We start from the raw sequence: 25,983 nt of genomic DNA, 5'->3' as shown, positions 1-25,983 counted from the left end.
GTGGGAGAATCCGATGGGATTTTGGGAAATCAGTTTGATCTTTGTTAATTTCGTCCTTCTGGGATGGACTCTATTTGCAGGATGGAAGACAAAACGGTGGTCTGTCACCGCCTTGACGGTTGCATATGGTGTTCTTATCGTACAGCTTATCGCTGAAGGTTTTCGTTGGCAGATGATTCCGGCTTATTTGTCCCCAGCTATATTGACAGTATGTTATCTATTGGCCAGGAGCAAAGAGAGGCCCAAAAATAGAATTACGTTCACGGTTCGTACATTGTTGCTTGTCATCTATTTGTCTGTAGCGGTCGCGATGCCTGCACTCATGCCTGTATCTTTATTTCATAAACCGACCGGCCCATTTATGGTCGGCACAACGCTGTATCATTGGGTTGATAATCAGCGGGAGGAACTTTTTACAAAAGATCCGAATGACCGGCGCGAGCTAATGGTACAGATGTATTATCCTGCAGGTGATAAAGGCGAGGGGAATCGCGATCCCTTTATCCGCAATGCGCATGAGGTTGCAAAGGGACTGGAAGCAGATTTGTCCCTCCCGGCATTCGTACTAGGCCATCTGAATGTGGTGAAATCGAATGCGTTCACGGAAGCCCGGCTCTCAGACGCGGAGAGTCGTTATCCCGTATTGATCTTCTCCCATGGGTTGAACGGTTTTCGCAATCAAAATACGTTTCAAGTCGAAGAGTTAGCAAGTCAAGGTTATATCGTCTTATGTATCGATCATGCCTATGACGCTGCGGCTACCGTCTATCCAGACGGTCGAACCGCATATTTTCAGTCTGCTAATCTAACTGAACTTGCTGAAAGAGATCGCCATATCAAATTATGGCGGGAAGATACCGCTTTTGTGCTAGATCAAGTGGAGAAGCTTAACCGAGGCGATATAGACGACCGCTTTACGGGAAGGATCGACACCTCTCGAATCGGAATGTTCGGCCATTCTTATGGTGGCGCTACCGCTGCGCAAATGCTTGTGGAAGACACCCGCATCCAAGCAGCTATTAATATGGATGGTCTGTTGTATGGGTCGAATGTGCCAGATACGGGAATCGGCAAACCGATTCTGCTCATGAGTGCAGGGATAATCGATGATCCACTTGAAGATATCAAGGTAATCAACAACCGCAACGAGCGTGCGCTTGCCGGTGGTGGCATGTCGATGGTCATTCCCAACACCGATCATACGAGCTTCACTGATTTTCATCTGATTTCACCTTTATTGCGAAGCCCTGACGAAGATCCGCGGTACGTTCATCGTATCATTAACGAATTCAGTCTCGCTTTTTTTGACCTTTATGTGAAACAGACAGGCGACAGTTTGGCACTAGAGAGGTTGGCCGCCAAATACCCGGAAGTAAATTTTAAAGTGAACTGAAGAGTAGGGGGAATAATGAAACTTCTTAATCAAAAAAAGAGGAGAGGACAAACATGAAAAAAACAGGAGCACTTATCTTAGCGGCCCGGCCGCAATAGGATTAGGATTTAGCAGCAATGTACATATTCCGGTTGCTATTGCAGCCGAGTCGACACCGACCATTCTGCCGATCAATTTAGCTGTAAACGGCACGGTAACCGCAAGTGGTGATTTACCTAATGCCGAGCAAGAAATTTTGACGATCTTGCGTAAAGCAAATGAAATTTTCTACAAGAGTCCAGCAGAGATGCCGATTAGAGTAAAGAAAATTCTGGTGCAAATTGAAGACGTTCCTGGAGCTGCCTGGATATCAGGAGACAATGAGTTAAAAACGCTAGGTATCAGTTCTCAGCATCGCGCAAATTTAGCAGCTAATCTCAACAACTTACGCGATGAAATTATCGGCATTCTTTACCTTGAATGGGGTCATGCTTATCAATATAGCAACTTTGATGTAGAAGCAGTAGCGGATAGCTTGCGTTACGAAGCGGGTTATCATGATCGTAATCGCATCAGCCCGGGTGGAACTTGGTCTAGCAATGGAACAGCGAACTTCATTCGCTGGATTGAAGATACGAAACATCGCGGGTTCATTCGTGCTTTAAATGCGGAAAGAATTCCTTATGGCATGAATGAGCAGCAAATTCAATTATGGAAAGAAAGTCAATTTCAATCGATTACTGGCATAGACGTGAATACCCTATGGTCTCAATATCAACAATCACTTTCTAATCATTGATTGGGTATTTCAGTTGCAAAAGAGGTGATAGGCGGCCCTTACATGGAAAAGTAGGGGGCGCTTTTCTGTTTACATTGCATTTCTTCCCCAATTTGAGTGATCCAGCTCTCTCCATCTCCGATCTATCCAATCTAACCCTTCATCTAAGTGATGCTCAATATTAGTTACCTCGGTTGCATGTTTCCTTACACGACAAAGGTCAAAATTTTACCCACACAAGGTCATAATCCATCCTTTGTTCTCCCTTGTCTGCCGCTTATGATGAAGTCAACAAATTATAAGCTGAGGTGACATAAAAAGTGGAAGAGACAAAATCAAGTTATCAGCTTCCAAAACAGCAGGCGGAGAGCGGAGTGAAAAAATTTTGGTCGCCACGGAGAAAGGAAGCATTAGTTGGTTGGCTGTTTTTACTGCCTGAAATTGTGGGCATGTTGATGCTTAATGTATTTGCCCTTGGGTTTTCGTTGTATTTAAGTTTTACGGATTGGGATTTACTGTCTGGGGTATCAGGTATTAAATTTGCCGGTTTGCAAAACTACATTCATCTATTTCAAGACCCGACCATTTGGAAGGCATTATACAACAACTTAGTGTATACGGTGTTAACCGTTCCAATTCCGATTGCGATTGCGCTTGTGCTAGCGGTCGTTATTCATAGTAAAGTCTACTTTAAGGATTACTTTAAAGTCGTATTCTTCATACCTTATATTTCTTCGATTATTGCTGTGGCAGCAGTGTGGAGCATTTTGTTCCACCCATCGCTAGGCCCAATCAATCAATTTCTAATGGATCTTGGTATATCGAATCCTCCGAAATGGCTCGTTGATCCGAAAACATCACTCATCGCGGTCGCCATAATTAGTGCGTGGGCAGGGCTCGGTTATACGATTATTATTTATATGGCGGGACTGTCCAATATTTCCGAAGAATTATATGAAGCGGCAGAAATTGATGGGGCGACAGGGTTAAAGAAGTTTTTCAATATCACGATTCCGCTGCTCCGTCCAACGACGTTCTTCTTGCTTATTACGATGCTAATTGGTTCATTTAAAGTGTTCGATATTATTTCGTACTTGACCGAAGGCGGACCTGATAATTCATCAACGGTCATTGTATTCCGTATTTATCAAGAAGGCTTTGTCAACTACAATATGGGCTATGCATCTGCAATATCTTGGCTGTTATTTGCGATTATTGGTCTGATTACAGCGGCAACGTGGAAGATGCGTCAAGAAGAATCATTTTAATAGAAAGGGAGAATATGATGCTAACCTTACGTAATAAGATTTCTAAAATTATCGCTACCGTGTTAATGGGAGCATTGTCCATATTTTTCATCTTTCCATTATTATGGATGGTATCGTCGGCGTTTAAATTTGAAAAAGATGTGATGCGCTTCCCGATTGAATGGATTCCATCCGCAACCAACTTTATCAATAACTTTAAGGCAGTATGGATGCAAAGGGTACCGTTTGGTCAAATTTATGTAAACTCCATTAAAGTGGCGATTATCGTTACTATACTTTCGCTACTTATATCAACGATGGCAGCTTATTCATTTACGAAACTACAATTTCGCGGCAGAAACCTCGTATTTGCCATGCTGCTAGCCATGATGATTATTCCTGATCAAGCGACGCTCATTCCTCGCTTCATGCTGATTCGTTGGCTGGGACTATATGACACCCATGGAGCGCTAATATTGATGGGTATGTTTTCGATTTATTTTACATTTTTGTTGCGTCAATTTATGGCCGGAGTGAGTGATGATATTTTGGAAGCTGCTAAAATTGATGGTGCAGGGCACCTGCGTTCCTTCACTTCAATTATGCTTCCGCTCTGTCAACCTGTGATAGCGACGGTGGCGATTATTAAGTTCATCTGGTCGTGGAATGATTACCAAAATCCGTTAATCTTCTTGCAAACGAAATCATTGTATACCGTTCCGCTAGGCATGACATTGTTTAGGGATGATTATACGACCAACGATGCGATTATGATGATGGCGTCAGTGTCGGCGATTATTCCTCTGCTGATTGTGTTTATTGTTTTGCAGAAACAAGTTATCAGTGGGATTGCTCTTGGTGGTGTGAAGGGGTAAGCAAATCAGACTCGTGGTAAATCCGTAGGCATCTTTTAGTTTAGAGTCTTCAAAGAGGTCAAAATCGTTATCGTACAAGCACAAAATTATACACGCAAGCAAGTATTAAACGATATATACTGTCTGTAAGCGCTAACAATGGCCTTGATTAAAACAATTCTATCATTCATTTTAGGGGGAAGTTGCACATGGCAAGTAAAAGTAAACGTTATTTTCTTCTGTCAACATGTCTACTGCTAGCACTAATGATGTTTACAAGCGCTTGTGGAAACAAAGCTGACGAATCCGCACAATCGAACGGTACGGAGAAGAAGGAAGTGACCCTTAAGTACTATAACTGGGATAATGAGGCTCAACAAGAGGGGACAGACGCAATGCTGCGTGAGTTTGAAGCAGCTAACCCCGGTATTAAAGTGGAGCATGTCGTGCTCGTTCCAGGTAATTCATTGGAGATGTTGAAGAAATTAGACTTCCTTATTTCGTCAGGGGATGAAGTTGACGTCGTTCAATTACCAAGTACATCAGCGGTCGTTGAAAGAGCAGTTCGCAGTGCATTTACGCCACTCAATGAATTTTATGATAAAGAAGGTTTAAAAGCGGAAGATGAGTATTATGTAAATCCGCAAGTAGACGGCAAATATTACGGGATGCCATATACATCAGGTTATACCTATGTAATGCTCAATAAGAATGCGTTGGATGAAGCGGGACTGCCTGTTCCTAAATTCGGCTGGACATGGGATGACTATCGTGACTATGCGAAGAAGCTAACAAAAGGCGAAGGCGTAGACAAACGATATGGAACCTACTTCCATACATGGGAGTTGTATATGAATGCCCCAGCGCAAACGGTAATGAAAGATCCGTTCCGTTATGACGATGGCAGTACAATTCTGTCTGACCCAACCTATCCATATTTCTTCCAACTGCGCAAAGATATGGAGAGTGTTGATAAGTCAGCGAAACCATATGCGGATGTGCTAGCATCTAAGCTTAATTATCGCAGTGAATTTTTCGGCGGTAGTGCAGCGATGATCATGTCAGGCAGTTTCACGATTCCGGATCCAGGTAATCTTGAGCAGTACCCACATGATTTTGTGACTGCTTTCGCGCCAGTTCCTTTGCCTCCAAAGAATGCTTTGCCTAAAGATTATGAGGGCGGTAAATACTTTGTTGGCAGTTCACAATTAGCAATGGGTGCAACTACAAAGCACAAGGAAGAGTCATATAAGCTGATGCGCTTTATGTCTACAGCAGATTCAACCAATAGACAAGAGTTTTCCGGCTGGAAGAAAGCTGATCAAACAGCACTATTGGAGCGCATGATCGGCAAAAACAAGGACAAGTACGATGTAGAGTCGTTAAAGTACACACTGTTTGGCGACGATATTAAGTATTTGGATGCTTCCAAGGTGCTTACCATTTCGAGTGCAGATTTAACAAAAGTTATCGACGATGGCTTTAGCAAATTTATGCTTAGCAACGAGCCAATTGACAAAGTACAAGCATGGATGGTTGACGAAGCAACGAAGATTATTAATGAGAAAGAGAAGAAGTAACGATTAGGAAGTAACATAATAAATAGAAATCCGCTGAAACAAGGCGTCTCTATATTCCATGCTATATAAAGCGTAAATAGTGGGGAAAGGGACGCCTTTTCTGTATGGTGCTCAGAGAAAGGGTGAAGAGTGATGAAAAGAATACTAAGTTTGTTATTAGTAGTTACGATTGTTGTCACATTCTTGCCTGTTAGCACAGGTATAGCGATGTCATCACATGTTGATAATTTATTTCCAAATGGTGATTTCGAATCAACAGTAGCGCCGAGCGGTACTTGGACTCAATATACGGATACGAACCCTGCACCTGTTAATTGGGACACTTGGATTCCTGTAGGTTCTGGTAAACCAGCTGGCAGGACAGTAAGTGTAACGGTCGCTACCTATGATTCTTATAGTGGTCAGCAGTCGATGCTGATTGATGCTTCCGGCACAAGCCGTGTATCCATTAATGCTAAGGCACCCGTTGAGGCTGGGAAATCGTACCGTTTGCAAGTGTGGTATAAAACCGAAAATATTGCAGGCGGCAACGGTGCTTATTTTCGTACTTCTGTGCTGAATGCTTCAAATACAAAATTAATCGATGGACCTACTTCAACGAAGGTGTATGGTACGAACGATTGGACGATGCAACAGGTTTTTATAACGGTGCCAGCCGGTGGTGCCAAATTTTTTGTTGAATTGTTTTTAGAAAATTGCACCGGCAAAGTGTGGTTTGATAACATTCGGCTGGAGGAATATGACGGCATTACGGGGTTAACGCTTGAACCGACGGCAACGACGATGACGGTTGGAGATGTGAAACCGCTTACATTAACCGTCACTCCAAATAACCTGCCATCTCCCAAAGTAATATGGAGTACTAGCGATGAGAACGTAGCTACTGTTGATCAAGATGGCAATGTAACAGCAGTTGCAGCGGGTGTCGCAACAATCACTGTTGCAACAGATGACCAGATGATAAAGGCACAAAGTACCATTGGTGTAGACTCCACAGAAACAGCAGCTGCCTACAACCAATTGCGTGAACGCTGGAAGCAGAAGTTAGTAGGAGTTGTAGACGATAACCTCGCTTCTGATCCCGCTATTCTAGCATTAGTAGCAGAGATGGACAATAGCGTATCCAATGCCGCTCAGACGGGGTATCTTGATACGCTTAGTGCTAATGATGGCAGCCGCAGATACTTATGGTCAGATCTTGTCGATAACGCTGACACGAAGGTACAGCATGCTAACAACATCGTTAGCGAGTTTACTCGTATCAAAATAATGGCAAACGCTTACAATACAAAGTATTCCAATTATTACCACAATCCGCAGTTGCGGGATGCCATTATAGGTGCCTTGGATTGGATGTACGCTAAGCGTTATAATGAGCGTTTATCCTACAGTAGCGCCAGCAGCTGGTGGGGATTTGAAATCGGTGCACCGCAACTGTTAAATGATTGTTTGATCCTTATGTATGATGAGTTGAATGATCAGCAAATAGGCAACTTTATGCGGACAATTGATAAATATTGTCCTAACCCAACAATGCGGGTGCAAAATAGCTCCGTGATCGAGACTGGCGGCAATTTGCTGGACAAAGCGCTTGTCGTAACTTTGCGCGGCGTAATTGGTAAAAATAGCGCTAAAATTATGCAAGGACGGGATTCGATTGGTTCCGAATTCACCTATGTCACGAAAGGTGATGGTGTTTACGAAGATGGCTCACTGGTGCAGCATGCGAATATCGCTTACACTGCTGGTTATGGTGCAGTTTGGCTCAGCCGCACGGCGGACATCACTTATTTGCTCAACACTTCACCATGGCCTGTGACTGACCCGCGTGTGGCTAACATTTACAAGTGGGTAAGTGATACATTCGAACCGGTTATTTACAAAGGGCTGTACATGGATATGGTTAACGGGCGGGGGATCTCCAGAAGAGATTCGGGTACGGCTCGCAGTACGATTGTAGCCTTAGCAAGTTTAGCAGAGGGTGCACCGCCACAGATTAGTGCTACTATTCGCAGTATGGTTAAGGAATGGGTGAGCAAGGATACAACCTTTGATGATTATTATAAAGGCTTGCCAATTTATAGTGTGATGTTGCTGAAGAAAGTGATGAATGATGATACCGTTGCACCTCGCGGTGAGCTGTCGCGCAGTTATATGTTCAACGGAATGGCCCGTGTTGCGCATCATCGTCCGAACTACGCTTTTGGGCTAAGCATGTTCTCAGACCGCATTTCTGCCTTTGAAATGGGCAATAAAGAAAATGTGAAAGGTTGGGATACCGGTCTTGGCATGACCTATATCTATAACGAAGACTTATTGCAATATCGCGATGGATTTTGGGCAACGGTTAATAGTTTCCGCTTGCCAGGCACGACGACAGACGGTTCTGGCGAAGGAAAGATGCCGGGCGAATGGGCGTACTATTACAATACGAAAAGTCATGTTGGCGGTGCAACACTAGATCATTTATATAGCGCAAGCGGCATGGATTTCTCATTGACGAAAGTAACGGGCAGTGATTTAAGTGGTAAGAAATCATGGTTTATGTTCGATGATGAAATTGTAGCCCTTGGTACGGATATTCGTAAAACATCAGCCGCTACAAAAACGGTAGAAACGATTGTTGATAATCGCAAGTTGAATAGCAGCGGTGATAACGCCTTTGTGATTAACGGTGTACAGGTGCCTGCAGCATTGGATTATGCAGCAGATATTAACGATGTAAACTGGGCGCACTTGGCGGGCAATGGTGCAGGTTCTGGTGCGGATATGGGCTATTATTTCCCAACTGCACCCACACTCCATGTCGTGCGCGAGGCGAGAACAGGCTCTTGGTATGATATTAACAACGGTCAATCGCAAGATAAGTTGACGCGCAACTATGCCAGCATTGCCTTTGATCATGGGAATAATCCACAAGAAGCTAGTTACGAATATGTGTTGCTTCCGGGTAAGACAACGGCACAAACACAAGCTTATAGTGAACAACCGACAGTTGAAGTGCTGAGCAATACATCAACCGTACAGGCTGTTAGCAATAAGCCGCTTGGCATCACCGCGGCGAACTTCTGGAGTGCGGATACTGTGGGAAGCATCCATGTTAAATCCGCTGCTGCTGTCATCATGAAAGAAGACGGCGGTGAAATGACAATTGCGATATCCGATCCAACGCAAAAGCAGAACACAGTGACGATTGAAGTCCATCAACCGAACTTGACATTGCTAACTGCAGATACGGGGATGAAAGTTACACCGATACAGGATGGAGTCAGCATTGAAGTCAACACTTCGGGATCGCTTGGCAAGACGTACACGGCAACATTTGATCTCGGAAAGAGCTACACCGTAACGGCGGAAGGGGCAACAGCAGATAAACAGACTGCGAAGAAAGGTGAGACCGTAACGGTAACTCTGGATACACCTGTGGGTAAATCGTTCGACAAGTGGATCGTTACGCCAACAAGCTTGACGTTAACCCAAGATTCAACAAACACCAACATGTATGCGTTCATCATGCCAGATGAAGCAGTTAAAGTAACAGCAACGTACAAAGATACTACACCGGTAGACAATACCTCGCCTACATGGCCGACGGGTGCACAATTATTAGCTTCAAGTGTTGGTAAAACGAGTCTATTGCTTTCATGGACAGCAGCAACGGATGATACGGGTGTAATAAGCTATAAGATTTACAAGGATGGTATAGAATACATTCAATTACCAGATACTATCACGAGCTATACAGTCAGTGGTCTTTCACCAAACAAGAGTTATATCTTTGAGGTTAAAGCAGGCGATGCAACTGAAAAATGGAGCGATGGTCTGCGTGTAACGGTAAGGACTGAAGCTGACTCTTCGGGTGGCGGATCGACGCCATCACCGGGCCCGACAACACCAATACCGGATCCAACACCAACACCTGAACCAACTGATCCAATAGAACCTACTGATCCAGAAACTCCTAAAGTAGATTTGTCTGATATCGCAGATCATTGGGCTAAGGCTTCCATTGAAAAATCAGTTGAACTTGGTTTTGTAAGTGGCTATGAGGATGGAACCTTCAGGCCGAATAGGTCGATCACTCGCGGTGAGATTTCAGCCATGTTAGCTAGAGCGCTGAAATTGGAGAAAGTGAATACAGCATTTGGTTTTGCGGATCAAAGTCAAACTCCAGTATGGGCACAGCCATTCATTCAAGCACTTGCTAAAGCGGGATATATTTCAGGCTATGAAAATGGTACATTCCGTGCGAATAAAGAAATCACCAGAAGTGAGCTCGTTGTTATGATTGTTCGTGCACGGGGTCTTGAAGTACATCCAAATGCAACTCTGACGTTTACAGATGCAGATCAAGTGCCAGCATGGGCTAAGCCTTATGTAGCAACTGCAGAAGAAGCAGGCCTGATTAAAGGATATGGAGATGGTAAATTCAATCCTAATGCTTCTACAACCAGAGCTGAAGCAGTTACTTTGATTCTAGGCATGTTAAATGATTTGAAATAAGAGATGCTGACTTTTGTAGGTAAGTACTAGATGATCATCACCATAAACAAGTTGCTTCCAATGAAGAGTTAGTAAAGGTTAAAAGAAACAAAAAAAGCCAAGATCCGATTTTAAGGATCTTGGCTTTCGTTGTTAAGGTCAAAATATTGCATATTTATAAAAAAATAATGCGTGTTTCTACCTATCTTTGATTTGCTATTATTAGCCTAAGTTCGGTTTTTAATTTCTATATAGATACTTATTATATCTTTTTTATATCTTTCAATATGTTGCTTAGAGAAAATGAGGGGGGGGTTCAATGGTTATTTACAGCAGTGGAGTTATAAGACCAGAGCAAGTTAAAGCGGCAGCGTTGGTGCGGCCATCGGAACGGCAGTTGGCAATTCAAGAGATGGAGTTTTATGCTTTTGTACATTTTACAGTAAATACGTTCACGGATCAGGAATGGGGCAGTGGGCAGGAGCAGCCGGATATTTTTAATCCGACACAGTTGGATGCACGACAGTGGGTGCGCGCTTGTAAGGCTGCAGGGATGAAAGGCCTGATACTAACTTGTAAGCATCACGATGGGTTTTGTTTGTGGCCGAGCGAGTATACCGAGCATTCGGTGAAGAATAGCCCGTGGAAAGATGGCAAGGGTGATGTTGTTCGTGAGGTGGCTGATGCTTGTCGTGAAGGCGGGTTGAAGTTTGGGATTTATTTATCGCCTTGGGATCGTCATGAGGCCTGTTATGGGGATTCGCCAGCTTATAATGAGTACTTTACCAATCAACTGCGAGAATTGTTGACAGGGTATGGGGAAATCTTTTGTGTATGGTTCGATGGGGCTTGTGGTGAAGGTCCTAACGGCAAGCGACAAGTTTATGATTGGAATGGCTATTATGCACTGATTCGTGAATTGCAGCCAAATGCGAGTATTTCGGTTTGTGGACCGGATGTGCGCTGGTGTGGCAATGAGGCGGGGCATTGTCGCAAGTCGGAGTGGAGCGTAGTGCCTGCGGAGCTGCAGGATAAGGAGAGAATTCAGGAAAACTCACAGCAGGAAGATAATGCTGAATTCGCCAAGCGTTTCACTTCAGAAGATGAAGACTTGGGCAGCCGCGACATTATCGCCAATGTATCGGAGCTTGTCTGGTATCCAGCGGAAGTGGATACGTCGATTCGTCCGGGATGGTTCTATCATGCGAGTCAAGATGATCAAGTCAAGTCGCTTGATGAGCTGCGGAATGTGTACTATGGTTCGGTCGGAGGAAATGCTACGCTCTTGCTTAATATTCCTGCCGATACGCGCGGTCTGCTCCACGAGAATGATGTGCAGCGGTTAGAGGAGCTCGGGGCTTGGATTCGCAATACGTTTAAGACGAATGTGGCGCGCGATGCAGTTGCTGCGGCTAGTGAAGCGATGGCTGGACATGAAGCGGCCAATGTATTGGATGGCAATCGAGATACGTATTGGGCTCCTGAGCAAGGTACAGAGGTGGCGAGTATCACTGTCGATTTAGGAACAGTGCAGACGTTCGACCATATCGTACTGCAGGAGTATCGCTATACGCAGAGAATTGAGAGTTTCCGCTTAGAGTATTGGCAAGTCGATGCTGCTGCAACGACAGAGGCAAGCACGGATACAACTGCAGGCAGAGGGACGTGGCAGCCAATACTGGAGGGTACCATTATCGGTCATAAGCGAATATGCCATTTTCCAGCTGTTCGCAGCAGTCGATTGCGTCTTCAGATCACTGGCTCGCGCTGGTGGCCAAACTTGTCCACATTCGAAGTGTACAATAGTCAGGTTCAGGGTGGTGAATGTGAATGAATAATCGAAATGCTCATCCGGAAGTGGTCACCTTCGGGGAAAGTATGGCCTTATTGATCGCCGAGGGAGGAAAAGGTCTTGAATACACATCGAATTTGACGCCATCCTTTGGTGGAGCGGAGACGAATGTAGCGATCGGGTTGTCAAGGCTTGGACATTCCGTAGGCTGGTGCGGCCGGCTTGGAGATGATCCGTTCGGGCAGCGGATTTATAAGATGGTTCGGGGAGAAGGCGTAGATGTTACACGCGTTTCATTCACAGATGAAGCTCCAACCGGACTAATGATTCGAGAGAATGCGGGTGGAAGAAGTTCTGTTTATTATTACCGCAAGCTGTCGGCGGCTAGTAAAATGACTCCTGAGCATTTGGATGAGGAATATATTGCTGGAGCAAAGATTTTGCATGTTACCGGAATCACACCTGCGTTAAGTACAACCTGCGCGGAGACGGTGGCAGCAGCTATGGACATAGCGAAGCAGCACGGAGTCAAAGTGAGCTTCGATCCGAATTTGCGCTTGAAGCTATGGGATGTTAAAGCAGCCCAAAGGGTTCTATTGCCATTGGCGTTCAAAGCGGATTATTTCTTGCCGGGATTAGATGAATTGAAACTGCTGTATGAGACGGAATCGATGGATGAGATCGTTGCCAGACTCGGTGAGCTGTCCGCTGTAAGCATTATTAAAGGTGGCGAGGACAGAACCTATATTCTGGAGAACGGTAAACTGTCATCAGTTCCTTACTATAAGGTTGAGCATGTAATTGATACGGTAGGAGCTGGAGATGGCTTCTGCGCTGGATTTCTAGCTGGTTTGCTGCGGGAACATAGTCTTGAAGAGGCGGTTCGTCTCGGTAATTTGATAGGCTCACAGGTAATCCAGACGGTTGGCGATTGGGAAGGTCTCCCTAGTGGAGCACAAATCGAGCGTTTGCTAGCTGGTAAGGTGCATGTTGAGCGGTAAGATATAGGACTATTAATAGAAACGACATTCGATAAATGGGGAGGAGTTCAATATGAAGAAAATGCAGATTATTCAGAAGATTATGCAGGAAGGTGTCGTTGCCGTACTTCGCGGAGAAACGGCAGAAGAAGTTGTTGCAATGGCCGAGGAAGCGATACGCGGCGGGATTAAAGTGATAGAGATTACGATGACGGTTCCGTTTGCATTGAAAGCGATTGAGACACTAGCTCAAAAATATAAATGGGATTCGTCGGATGAATCTACTTATGCGATTATTGGGGTAGGGACTGTGCTGGATGCTGAAACGGCACGCGCGGCGATTCTTAGCGGCGCCCAATTCGTAGTGTCTCCTTTCCTTAGCGCAGAGACCGTAACCATGTGCAACCGATATCGCGTACCGGTTATGCCAGGAACGATGACCATTAAGGAAATTAATGAAGCGCTTGAGCTTGGAGCCGATATCGTCAAGCTGTTCCCAGGCAACCTGTATGAGCCATCCGTAATCAAGGCGATCAAAGGCCCATTGCCGCAAGCTAACATTATGCCAACCGGCGGTGTGTCGTTGGATAACCTTGGTGAATGGGTGAAAGCCGGAGCGGTAGCGGTAGGGATCGGCTCCGATTTGACGAATGAAGCAGTTAAGAACAAAGATTTCTCGTTGATTCAGAAGAAAGCTGCCGCTTATGTAAATGCCTATCGTCAGGCAAAGGGGATATAAAATTTCGAAATGATATACGAAAATCGGACGATTCAGCATGTATGAATCGTCCGATTTTTTTTGTTCAGCATGACCAGAAAATAGAGTGACAAGTATAGGTTGTTACACGATTTGAATGGATCAGAATGTAAGCAGTTGAAGCTTACGATATGTCAATAAAGGACACATACATGGTCATAATCGTGCATCTATTTTTAAGTAGAATGTCGATATAATGGTGCGAAGTACGATATAGGGGATAAGTTACAAGCTATTACACATGATTCTTTACAGAAATGAGGGTAGCTTAATGAATCATATAAGCAACTATTATTTGCTTGAGCGGACAGCGGCCAGCAAATGGACGGAAGCGTTTCCAATCGGTAACGGGCGCTTAGGGGGCGTTGTATATGGTGGGATACAGCGCGAGCAGATTCAATTGAATGAAGATTCGATTTGGTATGGTGGTTCCAGGGATAACGATAACAGAGCAGCGCAAGCGGCGTTGCCGGAAATTAAAAACTTGTTGCTGCAGGGTAACGTGCGCAAGGCAGAAAAGTTAGTGTTGAAGCATATGACGAACGTACCACAATATTTCAACCCGTATCAGACATTAGGCAACTTGTTCTTGGATTTTGAACCGAATATAGATGTTCATGCAATTCATCATTATTGTCGTGAACTAGATTTGGATAATGCTTTGGTTCAGGTAAATTATGAAGTGGGACGGCATGCTGAGGAAGGAAGTACGGCAACTAAGGCAGCGGGTAAAGCTCAGAAAGAGGCAATTCAGTACAGCCGTGAGATATTTTCTAGTGCCGCTGATCAAGTGCTGGTAATCCGGATGACTACGACCGATGAAGCAGGCTTAACCTTTGCAGCTAAATTCGATCGCCGACCATTCACCGGTGAAATGGTTCAGACAGATGATGGACAGGGTATTGCCATGCAAGGACAATTAGGAGCAGATGGCGTACCTTATGCTGTTGTGTTGCAGGCAGTAGTTGAGGGCGGACAGTGTCAGACGGCGGGCAATTATCTTGATATTCGCCAAGCTCGTGCAGTCACGCTTATTGTAGCAGCGCAGACTTCATTTCGCTGTGCGGATGCTTATGCTGTTGCTTGTCAGCAAGCGATACAGGCAGCAAAAGTGCCATATGAGACATTGAAGCAGCGGCACTTGGATGATTATAAGCCGCTGTTTAACCGTGTGACGTTGGATTTGGAAGCGGAGGAAGGAGAAAGGACTGAGCCACAGCAGCAGGTTCCTGGACAGCAATGCTTGTCCACGTCGCAGCGGTTAGAACGCTACCGGCAAGGTGCAACTGATAATGGGCTGGAGGCTCTGTTTTATCAGTACGGGCGTTATTTGCTGATTGCCAGCTCCAGACCGGGAACGCTGCCAGCTAACTTGCAAGGGATTTGGAACGATAGTTTTACTCCGCCATGGGAATCGGACTATCATCTTAATATTAACTTGCAAATGAACTACTGGCTTGCCGAGACGGGGAATTTAGCCGAATGTCACATGCCGCTATTTGATTTTATTGAACGCTTAGTCATTAATGGACGCCAAACCGCGCGCAATATTTATGGTGCACGTGGATTTGTTGCTCACACGAGCAGCAATCTGTGGGCGGATACAGGCATTTACGGTGAATATGTGAGCGCCAACATGTGGCCAATGGGTGGCGCATGGATTGCGCTGCATATGTGGGAGCACTATTGTTATAACGGCTCACTTTCGTTCTTGCGAGAACGTGCGTATCCCGTGTTGAAAGAAGCGTCGTTATTTTTCATAGATTTCTTATTGGAGCTGCCATCAGGACAGCTGGTGACCGTACCATCACTATCACCAGAAAACTCGTATCGTAGTGAGCAGGGTGAAGTCGGGGCGCTATGCTATGGTCCGTCGATGGACTCGCAAATTTTGTATGCGTTGTTTACAGCATGCATTCGTGCTGGTGAGCTGTTGCAACTGGATGAAGGGCATATGGGACAGGGATGCCAAGAGGACAAAGATTTATTGGCACAGTGGAAGCAAGTACGCAGTAAGCTGCCACAGCCACAAATCGGCCGCCATGGACAAATTATGGAGTGGGCGGTTGATTATGAGGAAGTAGAGCTGGGGCATCGCCATATCTCTCACCTATTCGCTTTGCATCCAGGTGAACAAATCATTCCTCATCGCAGTCCTGAACTTGGACAAGCTGCTAAGTTCACGCTGCAGCGCCGCCTAGCCCATGGTGGAGGACATACGGGCTGGAGTCAAGCGTGGATTGCAAACTTCTGGTCAAGGCTGGATGAAGGAGATCAGGCACATCTGAGTTTACGCAATCTATTAAGCAAAGCGGTACACTCGAACTTGTTCGGCGACCATCCTCCATTCCAAATTGATGCCAACTTTGGTGGAGCAGCAGCGATGCAAGAGATGCTATTGCAGTCGCACGGGGGTGAAATCCGGTTACTGCCAGCTCTTCCGCCTGCATGGCGGCAGGGTCATGTTACTGGCTTACGTGCCCGCGGTGGATTTACCATTGATATGGCTTGGCAGGCAGGCAAGCTGCAGCAGGCCCAGATAACGTCTACACTTGGCAAGCCTTGTGTTATTTATAGCACGGTTCCGCTTACTTTTCGTACTGATAAGCCATCAATGCCAGTGGCCGTAACACAGCCCGCGCCACATACGTATCAGTTGGATATCCCGCTTGGAGCTACGGTTACAGTACGCTTAGCGTAGGCTGCGCTTGAGTTAATACACAAAAAAAGGAAATATAAAAGTCAAATAGGCAAAAAGGTCAAAATTGTTCACAATCGAGCAAAATAATTGACTTACTATTGCTGGGAGCATTTACTATGATGGTTGTAGGTTCAATATCGAATGATCATCATTGTTCATTGTGATGAATCCAAGTCTATGAAATCGGGAGGAACTAGAAAATATGCAAACTATGGAGACACGCTACGCGTATGCGCCACAATCGATCGCACGCATGACAACAGAAGAATTGCGCAAGGAGTTTTTAGTGGAGCAGGTGTTTGTTCCCGGTGAAATTCGCTTGACTTACTCGCATAATGACCGTTTGATCTTTGGTGGCGTAACACCTACGAAAGAGCCGTTGGAGATTAAGCTTAGTAAAGATTTGGGTGTGGAGTATTTTCTAGAGCGTCGCGAACTAGGTATCATTAATATCGGTGGTCCTGGGTTTATAACGATTGACGGTGTACGTGAATCGATGAGCAATCAGGATGGCTATTATATCGGAAAAGAAACGAAAGAAGTGCTGTTTGCTAGTGCAGATGCAAGCAATCCAGCGAAATTTTATATTGCTTCTAGCCCGGCTCATCACAAATATCCGAATGTGCGTATTTCGATTGATAACATTAAGCCAATGGAGACAGGTGCTGATAACACAATGAATAAGCGCAAAATTTATCAGTACATTCATCCGAATGTGTGTCAGTCATGCCAGTTGCAAATGGGCTATACGCACCTAGAAGAAGGAAACGCTTGGAATACGATGCCATGCCACACGCATGAGCGACGCATGGAAGCGTATGTATACTTCGATTTGGAAAGTGACAACAAGGTATTTCATTTCATGGGCAAACCTGATGAGACGAAGCATCTCGTAGTCGGTAATGAGCAAGCGGTTATCAGTCCAAGCTGGTCCATTCACACTGGCGTTGGCACTAGCAACTATACGTTTATTTGGGCAATGTGCGGCGAGAATATCACATATACCGATATGGATATGGTCGCTATGGACGATCTAAAGTAGATAGATGAATAGATAGGGTATATAGAGAAGGGAGTATTAAAATGTCACAATTTTCGGTAGATCGTTTTCGCCTTGATGGTAAAGTCGCTCTCGTAACAGGTGCAGTGTACGGGATCGGATTTGAATTGGCAAGCGCTATGGCGCGTGCGGGTGCAACAATTGTATTTAATGACCGTAAGCAAGAAGGAGTAGAGCGCGGTATTGCTGCTTATAAGGAAATCGGCATTGAGGCACACGGATATGTATGCGACGTGACCGACGAGTCAGGTGTACAAGCGATGGTGCAACAGATTGAAGCGGAAGTTGGAGTCATTGATATTCTTGTCAACAATGCTGGTATTATTAAGCGGATTCCAATGATAGAAATGACTGCGGAAGAGTTCCGTGAAGTCATTGATATTGACTTGAACGGACCATTTATTGTTTCCAAAGCGGTTATTCCAGGAATGATTAAAAAAGGCGGCGGTAAAATTATTAATATTTGCTCGATGATGAGTGAATTAGGACGGGAAACGGTGTCTGCTTATGCTGCTGCCAAAGGCGGCCTCAAGATGCTAACCCGCAATATCGCTTCTGAGTATGGCAAATATAATATCCAATGTAATGGTATCGGACCAGGCTACATTGCTACGCCGCAAACAGCGCCGTTGCGTGAACTTCAAGCTGATGGCAGCCGTCATCCGTTTGATTCCTTTATTATTGCGAAGACACCTGCAGAGCGTTGGGGAGAAACGGAAGATTTAGCAGGTCCTGCAGTATTCTTGGCTTCACCAGCTAGTGACTTTGTCAATGGACATGTTTTATATGTTGACGGTGGAATCCTTGCCTATATTGGGAAGCAGCCTTAATTTACGAATAGTAAGATGAAAATATAGAGACTAACAGGAGTACGTTGCTGTTAGTCTTTGTAATTTATCTGATGTGTACGATGTGAGCTATGAGGTTTGTTGTGCTGTGAAAACTGTTGAAGGAAGCGTGAATAATCGTGATGGAGAAAATACGTAGCATGCAGTGGAATCATCGTGATGATGTAGCGGAAGCCCTGTTGACGCTAGTGCAGCCGCTAAGGTCGCGGGCAGCAGAACAGCCTGGACACTTAGCATTAGGAAGCCACGGCACGGTCTATACCGAGAATCGCAGAGATGCCGAAGGATTCTTAAGAATCCTGTGGGGATTGGGGCCTTTCCTCGTTCATTATGATGACGAGCAGCTTCAGCATCAATGGATGCGTGGACTAGCGGAGGGATGCAACCCGCACAGCGAGCATTATTATGGCAAGACGATGGATGGCGATCAACTGCTGGTCGAGATGGCATCTATCGCTACTACATTGCTGCTTGCACCGCACAAAACTTGGGATACACTTTCGAAGACAGAACAGCAGCATTTGGCGGACTGGTTATGGCAAATTAATGGACGCCGTTTGGCGCCGAATAACTGGCACTTCTTTCGCATCTTAGTGAATGTGGCACTGAAGCGGCTTGGTATGAAGTATTCTCAGGAGAAGATCGAAGAGGATTTTGCCCTGATTGAGTCATGCTATGTTGGCGATGGCTGGTATTTTGACGGTGTGGATCAGCAGTTTGATTATTACATCCCATGGGCGTTCCATTATTATAGTTTAATCTATGCTACGTTTATGGCGGATGAAGATCCGGAGCGGGCAGCTAGGTTGAAAGAGCGGGCTATACTTTTTGCGCGCAGCTATCAGTATTGGTTCGATAGCAAGGGAGAGGCGGTTCCTTTCGGTCGCAGTCTAGCGTATCGCTTTGCGCAAGCAAGCTTCTGGAGCGCGCTTGTGCTGGCCGATGTTGAAGCGCTGCCATGGGGCGTCATTAAAGGTTTGTATGCGCGCAATATGCGAAGCTGGATGAGTCATCCTATTTTTACGACAGATGGCGTCCTAAGCGTAGGCTATCGCTATCAGAACTTGGTGATGGGCGAGGGCTATAACGGTGCGGGTTCCCCGTATTGGGCGTTCAAAAGCTTCTTATTGCTTGCTGTTCCGGATGACCATCCTTATTGGCAGGCAGAGGAAGTAGAGCAAGAGGTATCACCAGGCCGACTGTCGCTGCCGAGCATGAAGGCGATGATTGAACATACGCATCATTCGCGACATGTGCTTATGTATCCGGTAGGTCAATTTATTGGCTATCAGAACCATGCTTGCGCCAAGTATTCTAAATTTGCCTACTCGACTGTGTTTGGCTTTAGTGTGCCGCGCAGTAATTATTACTACTATGAAGGTGCTTTTGATAGTGTACTTGCTGTAAGTGAGGATGGCGTACATTTTCGTGATAAGCCGCTCGATACGAGCTATGAGCTGCATGAAGATCGACTTGTACATAACTGGAAGCCGCAAGTCGGAGTTGCGATTCGCAGTACGATTGTCCCTTGCGGCGACAGCCATGTACGCATTCACGAGTTGGAAACGAGCCGCGCCTTAATTGCCTATGATGCCAGTTTCTCAGCGCCGTTCGCCACAGTTAGCAGTGACGACACAACCGTAGTCGAGACAAGCTGGGCGAGTTACGATTCGCCTGCCGGTACTACCACCGCCAAGGCGGTTACAGGATTCACACAAGCGGAGATGATTCGCACCGAGCCTAACACCAATGTGTTCTATGAGCGTACATTGATGCCTGCACTGCGTGCTGAACTTCAGCCAGGGACACATTTGTTAGTAAGTGTGATGGCAGGAGTGCCTGCTGGCTGCGAGTCGCAGTTGCCTGAGGTGAAACTGACAGCAGATCGCGTAATTGTGCACTATAACGAGCAAACGATAACGGTTAAGGTGAAATAGATAGAAAGTGAATACAACCAAAAAGTCAAAATTGTTCACATTTCACACAAATAAAGGCGTACATTCTGCGGAATGTATCCGCTATCATAAGATATGCATTGAGTTATTTTTCTGAGAGAGGGCTGAAATGCAGATGTCTACAGAGGGAACGCAAACAACGGTCATGCAAGCAAATCAACTTTACACACAAGCAATTGAAAATATTCTAGCGAAAACGCTGATCAATATTGATAAGTTTGGAACTCAGTTTCCGCATGTTAGCCTGAATGGGAAATATCAATTGAATGATAACAACGACTGGACAAATGGCTTCTGGTCGGGAATATTGTGGTTATGCTATGAATATTCACAAGATGAACGTTATCGGCAGGCAGCAGAAGCTACTGTGGCTAGTTTTCGTCAGCGGTTTGAGCAAAAAGTTGTATTGGATCATCATGATATTGGATTCCTATTTAGCTTGTCTTCCAAAGCGCAGTGGATCATAACAGGCGACGATCGTGCTCGTAAGTTGACACTTGATGCAGCTGATCATTTATTGAAGCGTTGGCGTAACACGAGCGATGGAAGCGGATACATTCAAGCTTGGGGAACGAAAGATAACGAGCAAGAAGCGGGTCGTATCATTATTGACTGTTTGCTTAATCTGCCATTGTTGTATTGGGCAAGCGAACAGACTGGTGATCCGAAGTATCGAGAAGTTGCAGAAATCCAAGCAGAGAAAACACGGCGCTATATCGTTCGTGGGGATGACAGTTCGTACCACACTTTCTTTTTCGATACCGAGACGGGGGTTCCAATCGGCGGTGCGACTCATCAGGGCTACAGTAACGGTTCGACGTGGACGCGTGGGCAAGCTTGGGGCGTATATGGCTTTGCACTTTCCTATCGTTATACGGGAAATGAGGCATTTTTGGAGACTTCTAAGCGTATGGCGCGCTACTTCCTTGAGCATTTGCCTGAGGACAGTGTTGCTTATTGGGATTTCAATGCGCCTGTAACGGCTGGTACGTATCGCGATAGTTCAGCTTCAGCGATTGTAGCTGCCGGACTAGCGGAGCTTATCTCACATTTGGATGATGCTGACCCCGATCGTCCTTATTTCGAAAAGATGCTGGCAACCAGTATGGAGTCGCTGATTCACAACTATGCTACGATGGATGACGATGCAGCGGAAGGTTTGCTTAAGCATGGCTCGTACTATGTCCATGGTGGCTTGTCCCCTGATGATTATATGATTTGGGGCGATTATTACTACTTGGAAGCGCTGATGCGTCTTGCACGCGGTATTCCTGGTTATTGGTATGAGCGTAAATCGAAATAGGAAGATAAAGTCGATGATTTGGCTTGAACTGTAACGGAAATGATGAAGGATTGAAGGAAGGGAAGTGACGCTAACCTTATGTTCCATTTAACTTACTATAAACGAATGTTACTTTCCTTCATGCTATTTATTATCGTACCGATGGTTGCTGTATCTGTGCAATCTTTTTATTTAATTAAGGAATCGATGCTGGATAAGTTGCATGCAACGAATGAAAACATGTTGAACGTAATCGGTGCAGAATTTAGCAAAACGATTGATGATGCTACGTTTGCCTCCCATTTCATTGTCAACGATGAAGGCTTCAAAACTAGCTTACGTCAATTCGCTGATGTGAAGCATTTAAATAGTTTTGCTGATTATGAGAATTTCTCGCAAATCAAAGCTGTATTTTCGCTTATCAATTCGAAAACGTTGAATAGGCAGACGCAGATGTACTTAATTAACCGCCAGCACTTTATTATCCCTTCAGGAGATGATGAACCGGCGAAACTATTACCGCATTTGTCAGAATTGTATAGCAAAATTAATTTCCAACAGCCAGAACGGCTGCAGTGGCTAGGACTACTCGATGACAAGGGAGCGAGTAAATATTATATTGCTCGTGTCATCTATGATCGTGTTAGTAAAGGGCATACGGCCGTGCTGCTGATTGGAATTGAACAGTCCTATTTCGAAAATGCATTACAGGCTGTGAAGTCATGGGATGTTGCTCTCCTGGATGAACATGGTGACCGGATTGCTGGCTCAGCACAATTGCTTGCCTCCGATTCAAATAAGGTGGACGATCGTATGCGTTCGGAAGTCGTGCTGAGCAAAAACGGGTGGAAGCTTGTATATGAGATGAGCAACAACACGTTTAGAGGCATTATTTCAAAGACCCTTTATATCGGTTCTGCTGAAGTCATGCTTTTTGTCATTATATTCTCTTTGTTTGCATTGCTGATCTCTAAACGATTGCATCGTCCGATTGAGCAATTACAGCAGGTTGCAGGACAATTTGGCAACGGCAAGCTCGATGTTAGATTGCAAGTTAAGGGAGATGATGAGCTAGCAGCGGTAAGCAAGACGATTAACTTGATGTTGGATCAACTGCAACAGTCCATTTATGAGATGGAGCGGCAACAGGAGCAGAGACGAGTGTTGGAGCTTGAGGCGCTGTTTATGCAAATTCGTCCCCACTTTCTGTTGAATACGCTTAATTCAATTAAGTGCAGCTTAATGTTGCAGAAGGATCGACTGCATAGCGGCATGATTGACTCCTTAATGAGCTTACTGCGTGCCTATATGAATTTCAATGCACTGGCAACACTGCAGGAAGAGTGTGAGTTAATGGCTCACTACATTGATATTATGCAAATGCGCAGTGATATTCCCATCCAACTGCAAGTCGATATAGAGCCACAATTGCAGTTGCTTAAGTTTCCAAAGTTATTACTACAACCGTTAGTTGAAAATGCAATTATACATGGCTTTGTCGATACTGATGTAGATATGGAGGGCAATGATACTAGGAGCCAGCAATCTCAAATTTGGATCTCCGTCTATCATGACGCGGATACCATCGTTATTGAGGTTGCCGATAACGGAGCAGGTATGGACGAGTCTTTGTTGCATCGACTGAATGAAAGTGTGTTGCGTTGCAGTGATGAACCTGATCCTAGTTATAAGCGGGTCGGATTGGTTAATGTTGCTCAACGCTTGAAACTGTCTTTCGGTTCAGAGGCTGCGCTTTCTTTTGCTCCTAACAGGTATGACGGTATAACGGCACGAATGCAGATTCCAGTGACATCAAGCGGGGGGACAACCAGTGATATACAAAGTGATGCTTATTGATGATGATGTGCCAATGCTCAAATTATTGCAGCAAATGATTGATTGGGAACAATTACAGTTGAAGGTTGTAGCTGCGACCTATTCCAGCGTCAAAGCAGTACACCTGTTTCAGCAGACCGTTCCCGATATTGTGATAACAGATATTGGCTTGCCGCAGAAGAATGGGATTGAGTTAGCAGAACAGTTTCGCCAAATCAAACCTGACGTGCGCGTCATTTTCTTAACCTGTCATGAAGACTTCAACTACGCGAGACAAGCGCTTAAGCTTCAGGCTGACGATTATTTAATTAAAGATCAATTAACAGATGAACAGTTGCAACAAAGTTTGCATAAGTCGCTGCGCTTACTGAAAAAACAATCATCGTCAGTAAGTGTACAACCTTCAAGCTACAATCAACAGTTGCTCAAACAAGGTTTATTACAGAGTGTGCTTGATCGAACGAATGTTGACGAGATCCTTAAATATGCCGCTGGCATTGGAGTAAGGTGGAGCTGTCCTTGGTATATGCTCAGTCTTGTGCATGTACAATATGCCAGTTACGATGAACATTACTCACAGCAATCGTTATCGTTAATTTGCTATGCCGTCTACAATATTGCGGAAGAGCTAGCACGCAAGTATGAAGGGATCACGCCATTTTTGCAGCAACATCATCTTGTCATTGTGTATAACTATCACGATAATTTAGCAGATAACAACGTGTTGCACTTCAACAGCTACTTGCAAAAATTGAAAGAACGAGTTGCACAATATATGAAATTGCAGCTGGTAAGCGTCACGGTTAGTGATAAGTTGCAACTGAAGCAAATGGGTACGTGTTATCACTCCTTATTGCGCCATAAATATGAGTTTTATGTTGGGGAGTCGATGCTGATTGCCGATCGGCGGCAGGCAATGGAATCAACATGGCTGAAATTGCCTGCTGGGGAGTTGGACAACTATAAAGGTGAACTAAAGCAGGCGCTAGCTATCCATGATATAGAGGGTATCCAACGTATTATTGGGAATATGAAAGAACATTTTCAAGCGAGAATGATTGAACCTGCTTCATTCATGCATGAGCTGCAAGTTTGCTTACGAGAGCTGACGATTGCAGCTTCGGTTAGACTCGATGAAGCGATCTTCAATTATATGGAGCAGGCACGGACCCTTGTTGATGTGCTTGCATTAGCGGAACGCCCGCTAACTGCGATAGCAATGTCTAACGATAAAGAGGGGAAACAAGGGCGAGGTACACTAGCTAGCAGCTATGAACCGAAGTTACAGCAAATTCAACATTATATCGAACAAAATTTAGCTGATAGTATTACTTCCATTGATATTGCGCGCTATCTGTATTTGAATCCAAGTTACTTCTCACGCTATTTCAAACGCATGACTGGCAGCAATTTCACGGATTATGTCCATCAGTATAAAATGAACATTGCTTCACAGATGTTGAAAACATCTGGGCATACGCTGGAACAGATCGCACTGACACTAGGATACTCAGACCGTACCTATTTCTCTAAAGTGTTTAAGAAGTATATGGGCGTAACACCGAGTGATTATAAGAACGAATGCTCGTAAATGTTTCACAAATAACGGAAGAAAGAGATGATCATCTTATGACACCACTAACGCAGTTTACGATTGAAATTCACGATGCAAATCATACCGTATTGGCAACTGCTTCTGATCAGGGGCAAGCCCAGCTTGTATATCATCAACCTTATCAAGAGGGTGACCAAATTGTTGTAAAGAGTGAGCAGCCCCACCAATATGTCATGTTGCAGCTTGATGATACGATGCCGGAAACGTTCGTATATTTAGCAACAACTTGCTATCGGCTTACGATTCCATTTGGAGAGAAGAAAATTTCCTATAATCCAAAATCATATAGTGGTGATATCCATGCGCTTAGCGTGCGTCTAGCGACTGAAGCGGAAATCTCCAGTTACAAAAATGTAGCCCTGAATCCATTCGACCAACATGAGAATGACAGTTGTTATCCGCATGCGATTGCGAATGTGGAAACGCGTGGAGAGTCCGTGTTTGCCGCTCGCAATGCCATTAATGGCAATTGCTTTAATGCAGGTCACGGGGCATGGCCATTTGAGTCATGGGGGATTAACCAGCAAGATGACGCTGAAATGAGCGTGCAATTTGGACGCACGGTAGAAATTGACTGCATTGCTCTTACGCTGCGAGCAGACTTTCCTCATGATAACTATTGGGAGCAAGTAACCGTCTGCTTCTCCAATGGTGATTATGAGACGATTCATTTAACGAAAACGCATGCCAAGCAGGTATTTAAGCTTACGCCGCGTCAGGTAGAGTCATTGACAGTAAAGAACTTAATCAAGTCCGCTGACCCGTCGCCGTTCCCTGCACTAACGCAAATTGAAGCTTATGGCTATGAAGTAAAGTGAGTAAATAAAAGATATAGAACTGAGCC

17 protein-coding genes are annotated in these 25,983 nt (G+C 45.0%); all 17 read left to right on the top strand.

The features are described from left to right. Positions 1-13: 13 nt before the first annotated feature. The 17 genes from NO352_RS14555 (at position 14) to NO352_RS14475 (ending at position 25,957) form a co-directional block, all read left to right on the top strand. Entirely contained in the window at positions 14-1,393 is a 1,380-nt protein-coding gene (locus NO352_RS14555; protein ID WP_289355972.1) for an alpha/beta hydrolase family protein, read from the top strand. Between the two features lie 28 nt (positions 1,394-1,421). Beyond that, entirely contained in the window at positions 1,422-2,171 is a 750-nt protein-coding gene (locus tag NO352_RS14550; RefSeq protein WP_353961262.1) for a basic secretory protein-like protein, read from the top strand. 299 nt (positions 2,172-2,470) lie between these two features. After that, a complete protein-coding gene (locus NO352_RS14545; protein WP_005546188.1) occupies positions 2,471-3,418 on the top strand; it encodes a carbohydrate ABC transporter permease in 948 nt (315 codons plus the stop codon). A 17-nt stretch (positions 3,419-3,435) separates the two neighbouring features. Continuing rightward, complete coding sequence (locus NO352_RS14540) at positions 3,436-4,272, top strand: carbohydrate ABC transporter permease (protein ID WP_005546189.1); 837 nt, start codon at positions 3,436-3,438, stop codon at positions 4,270-4,272. Positions 4,273-4,460: 188 nt separating this feature from the next. Then, complete coding sequence (locus NO352_RS14535) at positions 4,461-5,831, top strand: ABC transporter substrate-binding protein (RefSeq protein WP_005546191.1); 1,371 nt, start codon at positions 4,461-4,463, stop codon at positions 5,829-5,831. A gap of 132 nt (positions 5,832-5,963) precedes the next feature. Then, the gene (locus NO352_RS14530; protein ID WP_289355971.1) at positions 5,964-10,334 is read left to right on the top strand and encodes a polysaccharide lyase family 8 super-sandwich domain-containing protein; all 4,371 of its coding nucleotides are present in this window, start codon (positions 5,964-5,966) and stop codon (positions 10,332-10,334) included. 298 nt (positions 10,335-10,632) lie between these two features. Continuing rightward, on the top strand, positions 10,633-12,147 hold the full coding sequence (locus NO352_RS14525; RefSeq protein WP_289355970.1) for an alpha-L-fucosidase: 1,515 nt from the start codon (positions 10,633-10,635) through the stop codon (positions 12,145-12,147). Next, positions 12,144-13,106, top strand: a complete 963-nt coding sequence (locus NO352_RS14520) for a sugar kinase (protein ID WP_289355969.1) — start codon at positions 12,144-12,146, stop codon at positions 13,104-13,106. Before NO352_RS14525 ends, NO352_RS14520 begins: the two co-directional genes overlap by 4 nt. Positions 13,107-13,158: 52 nt before the next feature. Beyond that, positions 13,159-13,824: a bifunctional 2-keto-4-hydroxyglutarate aldolase/2-keto-3-deoxy-6-phosphogluconate aldolase gene (locus NO352_RS14515; protein WP_289355968.1), complete on the top strand. Its 666-nt coding sequence runs from the start codon at positions 13,159-13,161 to the stop codon at positions 13,822-13,824. 289 nt (positions 13,825-14,113) lie between these two features. Beyond that, positions 14,114-16,543, top strand: coding sequence for a glycoside hydrolase family 95 protein (locus tag NO352_RS14510; RefSeq protein ID WP_289355967.1), 2,430 nt, complete (start codon positions 14,114-14,116; stop codon positions 16,541-16,543). Between the two features lie 211 nt (positions 16,544-16,754). Continuing rightward, a complete protein-coding gene (kduI, locus tag NO352_RS14505) occupies positions 16,755-17,585 on the top strand; it encodes a 5-dehydro-4-deoxy-D-glucuronate isomerase (RefSeq protein ID WP_085981362.1) in 831 nt (276 codons plus the stop codon). A gap of 41 nt (positions 17,586-17,626) precedes the next feature. Beyond that, positions 17,627-18,433 carry a gluconate 5-dehydrogenase gene (locus NO352_RS14500; protein WP_005546205.1) on the top strand — a complete coding sequence of 269 codons (807 nt, stop codon included), beginning with the start codon at positions 17,627-17,629 and terminating at the stop codon, positions 18,431-18,433. 140 nt (positions 18,434-18,573) lie between these two features. After that, positions 18,574-20,388 carry a DUF2264 domain-containing protein gene (locus tag NO352_RS14495; protein ID WP_040735809.1) on the top strand — a complete coding sequence of 605 codons (1,815 nt, stop codon included), beginning with the start codon at positions 18,574-18,576 and terminating at the stop codon, positions 20,386-20,388. Positions 20,389-20,515: 127 nt separating this feature from the next. After that, positions 20,516-21,709 (top strand): glycoside hydrolase family 88 protein, encoded by a 1,194-nt coding sequence (locus NO352_RS14490; protein WP_268619884.1) that lies wholly within the window; start codon positions 20,516-20,518, stop codon positions 21,707-21,709. Between the two features lie 78 nt (positions 21,710-21,787). Beyond that, positions 21,788-23,545 (top strand): sensor histidine kinase, encoded by a 1,758-nt coding sequence (locus NO352_RS14485; protein ID WP_005546210.1) that lies wholly within the window; start codon positions 21,788-21,790, stop codon positions 23,543-23,545. Beyond that, positions 23,520-25,115, top strand: a complete 1,596-nt coding sequence (locus NO352_RS14480; RefSeq protein ID WP_005546212.1) for a response regulator transcription factor — start codon at positions 23,520-23,522, stop codon at positions 25,113-25,115. Before NO352_RS14485 ends, NO352_RS14480 begins: the two co-directional genes overlap by 26 nt. A gap of 38 nt (positions 25,116-25,153) precedes the next feature. Beyond that, the gene (locus NO352_RS14475) at positions 25,154-25,957 is read left to right on the top strand and encodes a hypothetical protein (protein ID WP_005546213.1); all 804 of its coding nucleotides are present in this window, start codon (positions 25,154-25,156) and stop codon (positions 25,955-25,957) included. The last annotated feature ends 26 nt before the right edge of the window (positions 25,958-25,983 follow it).

The organism is Paenibacillus sp. S-12, assembly GCF_030363895.1.
In the GTDB taxonomy this organism is placed as follows: domain Bacteria; phylum Bacillota; class Bacilli; order Paenibacillales; family Paenibacillaceae; genus Paenibacillus_B; species Paenibacillus_B alvei.
Note: the sequence above shows the minus strand (reverse complement) of the source record. Positions and strands in the feature narration are given on the sequence as shown.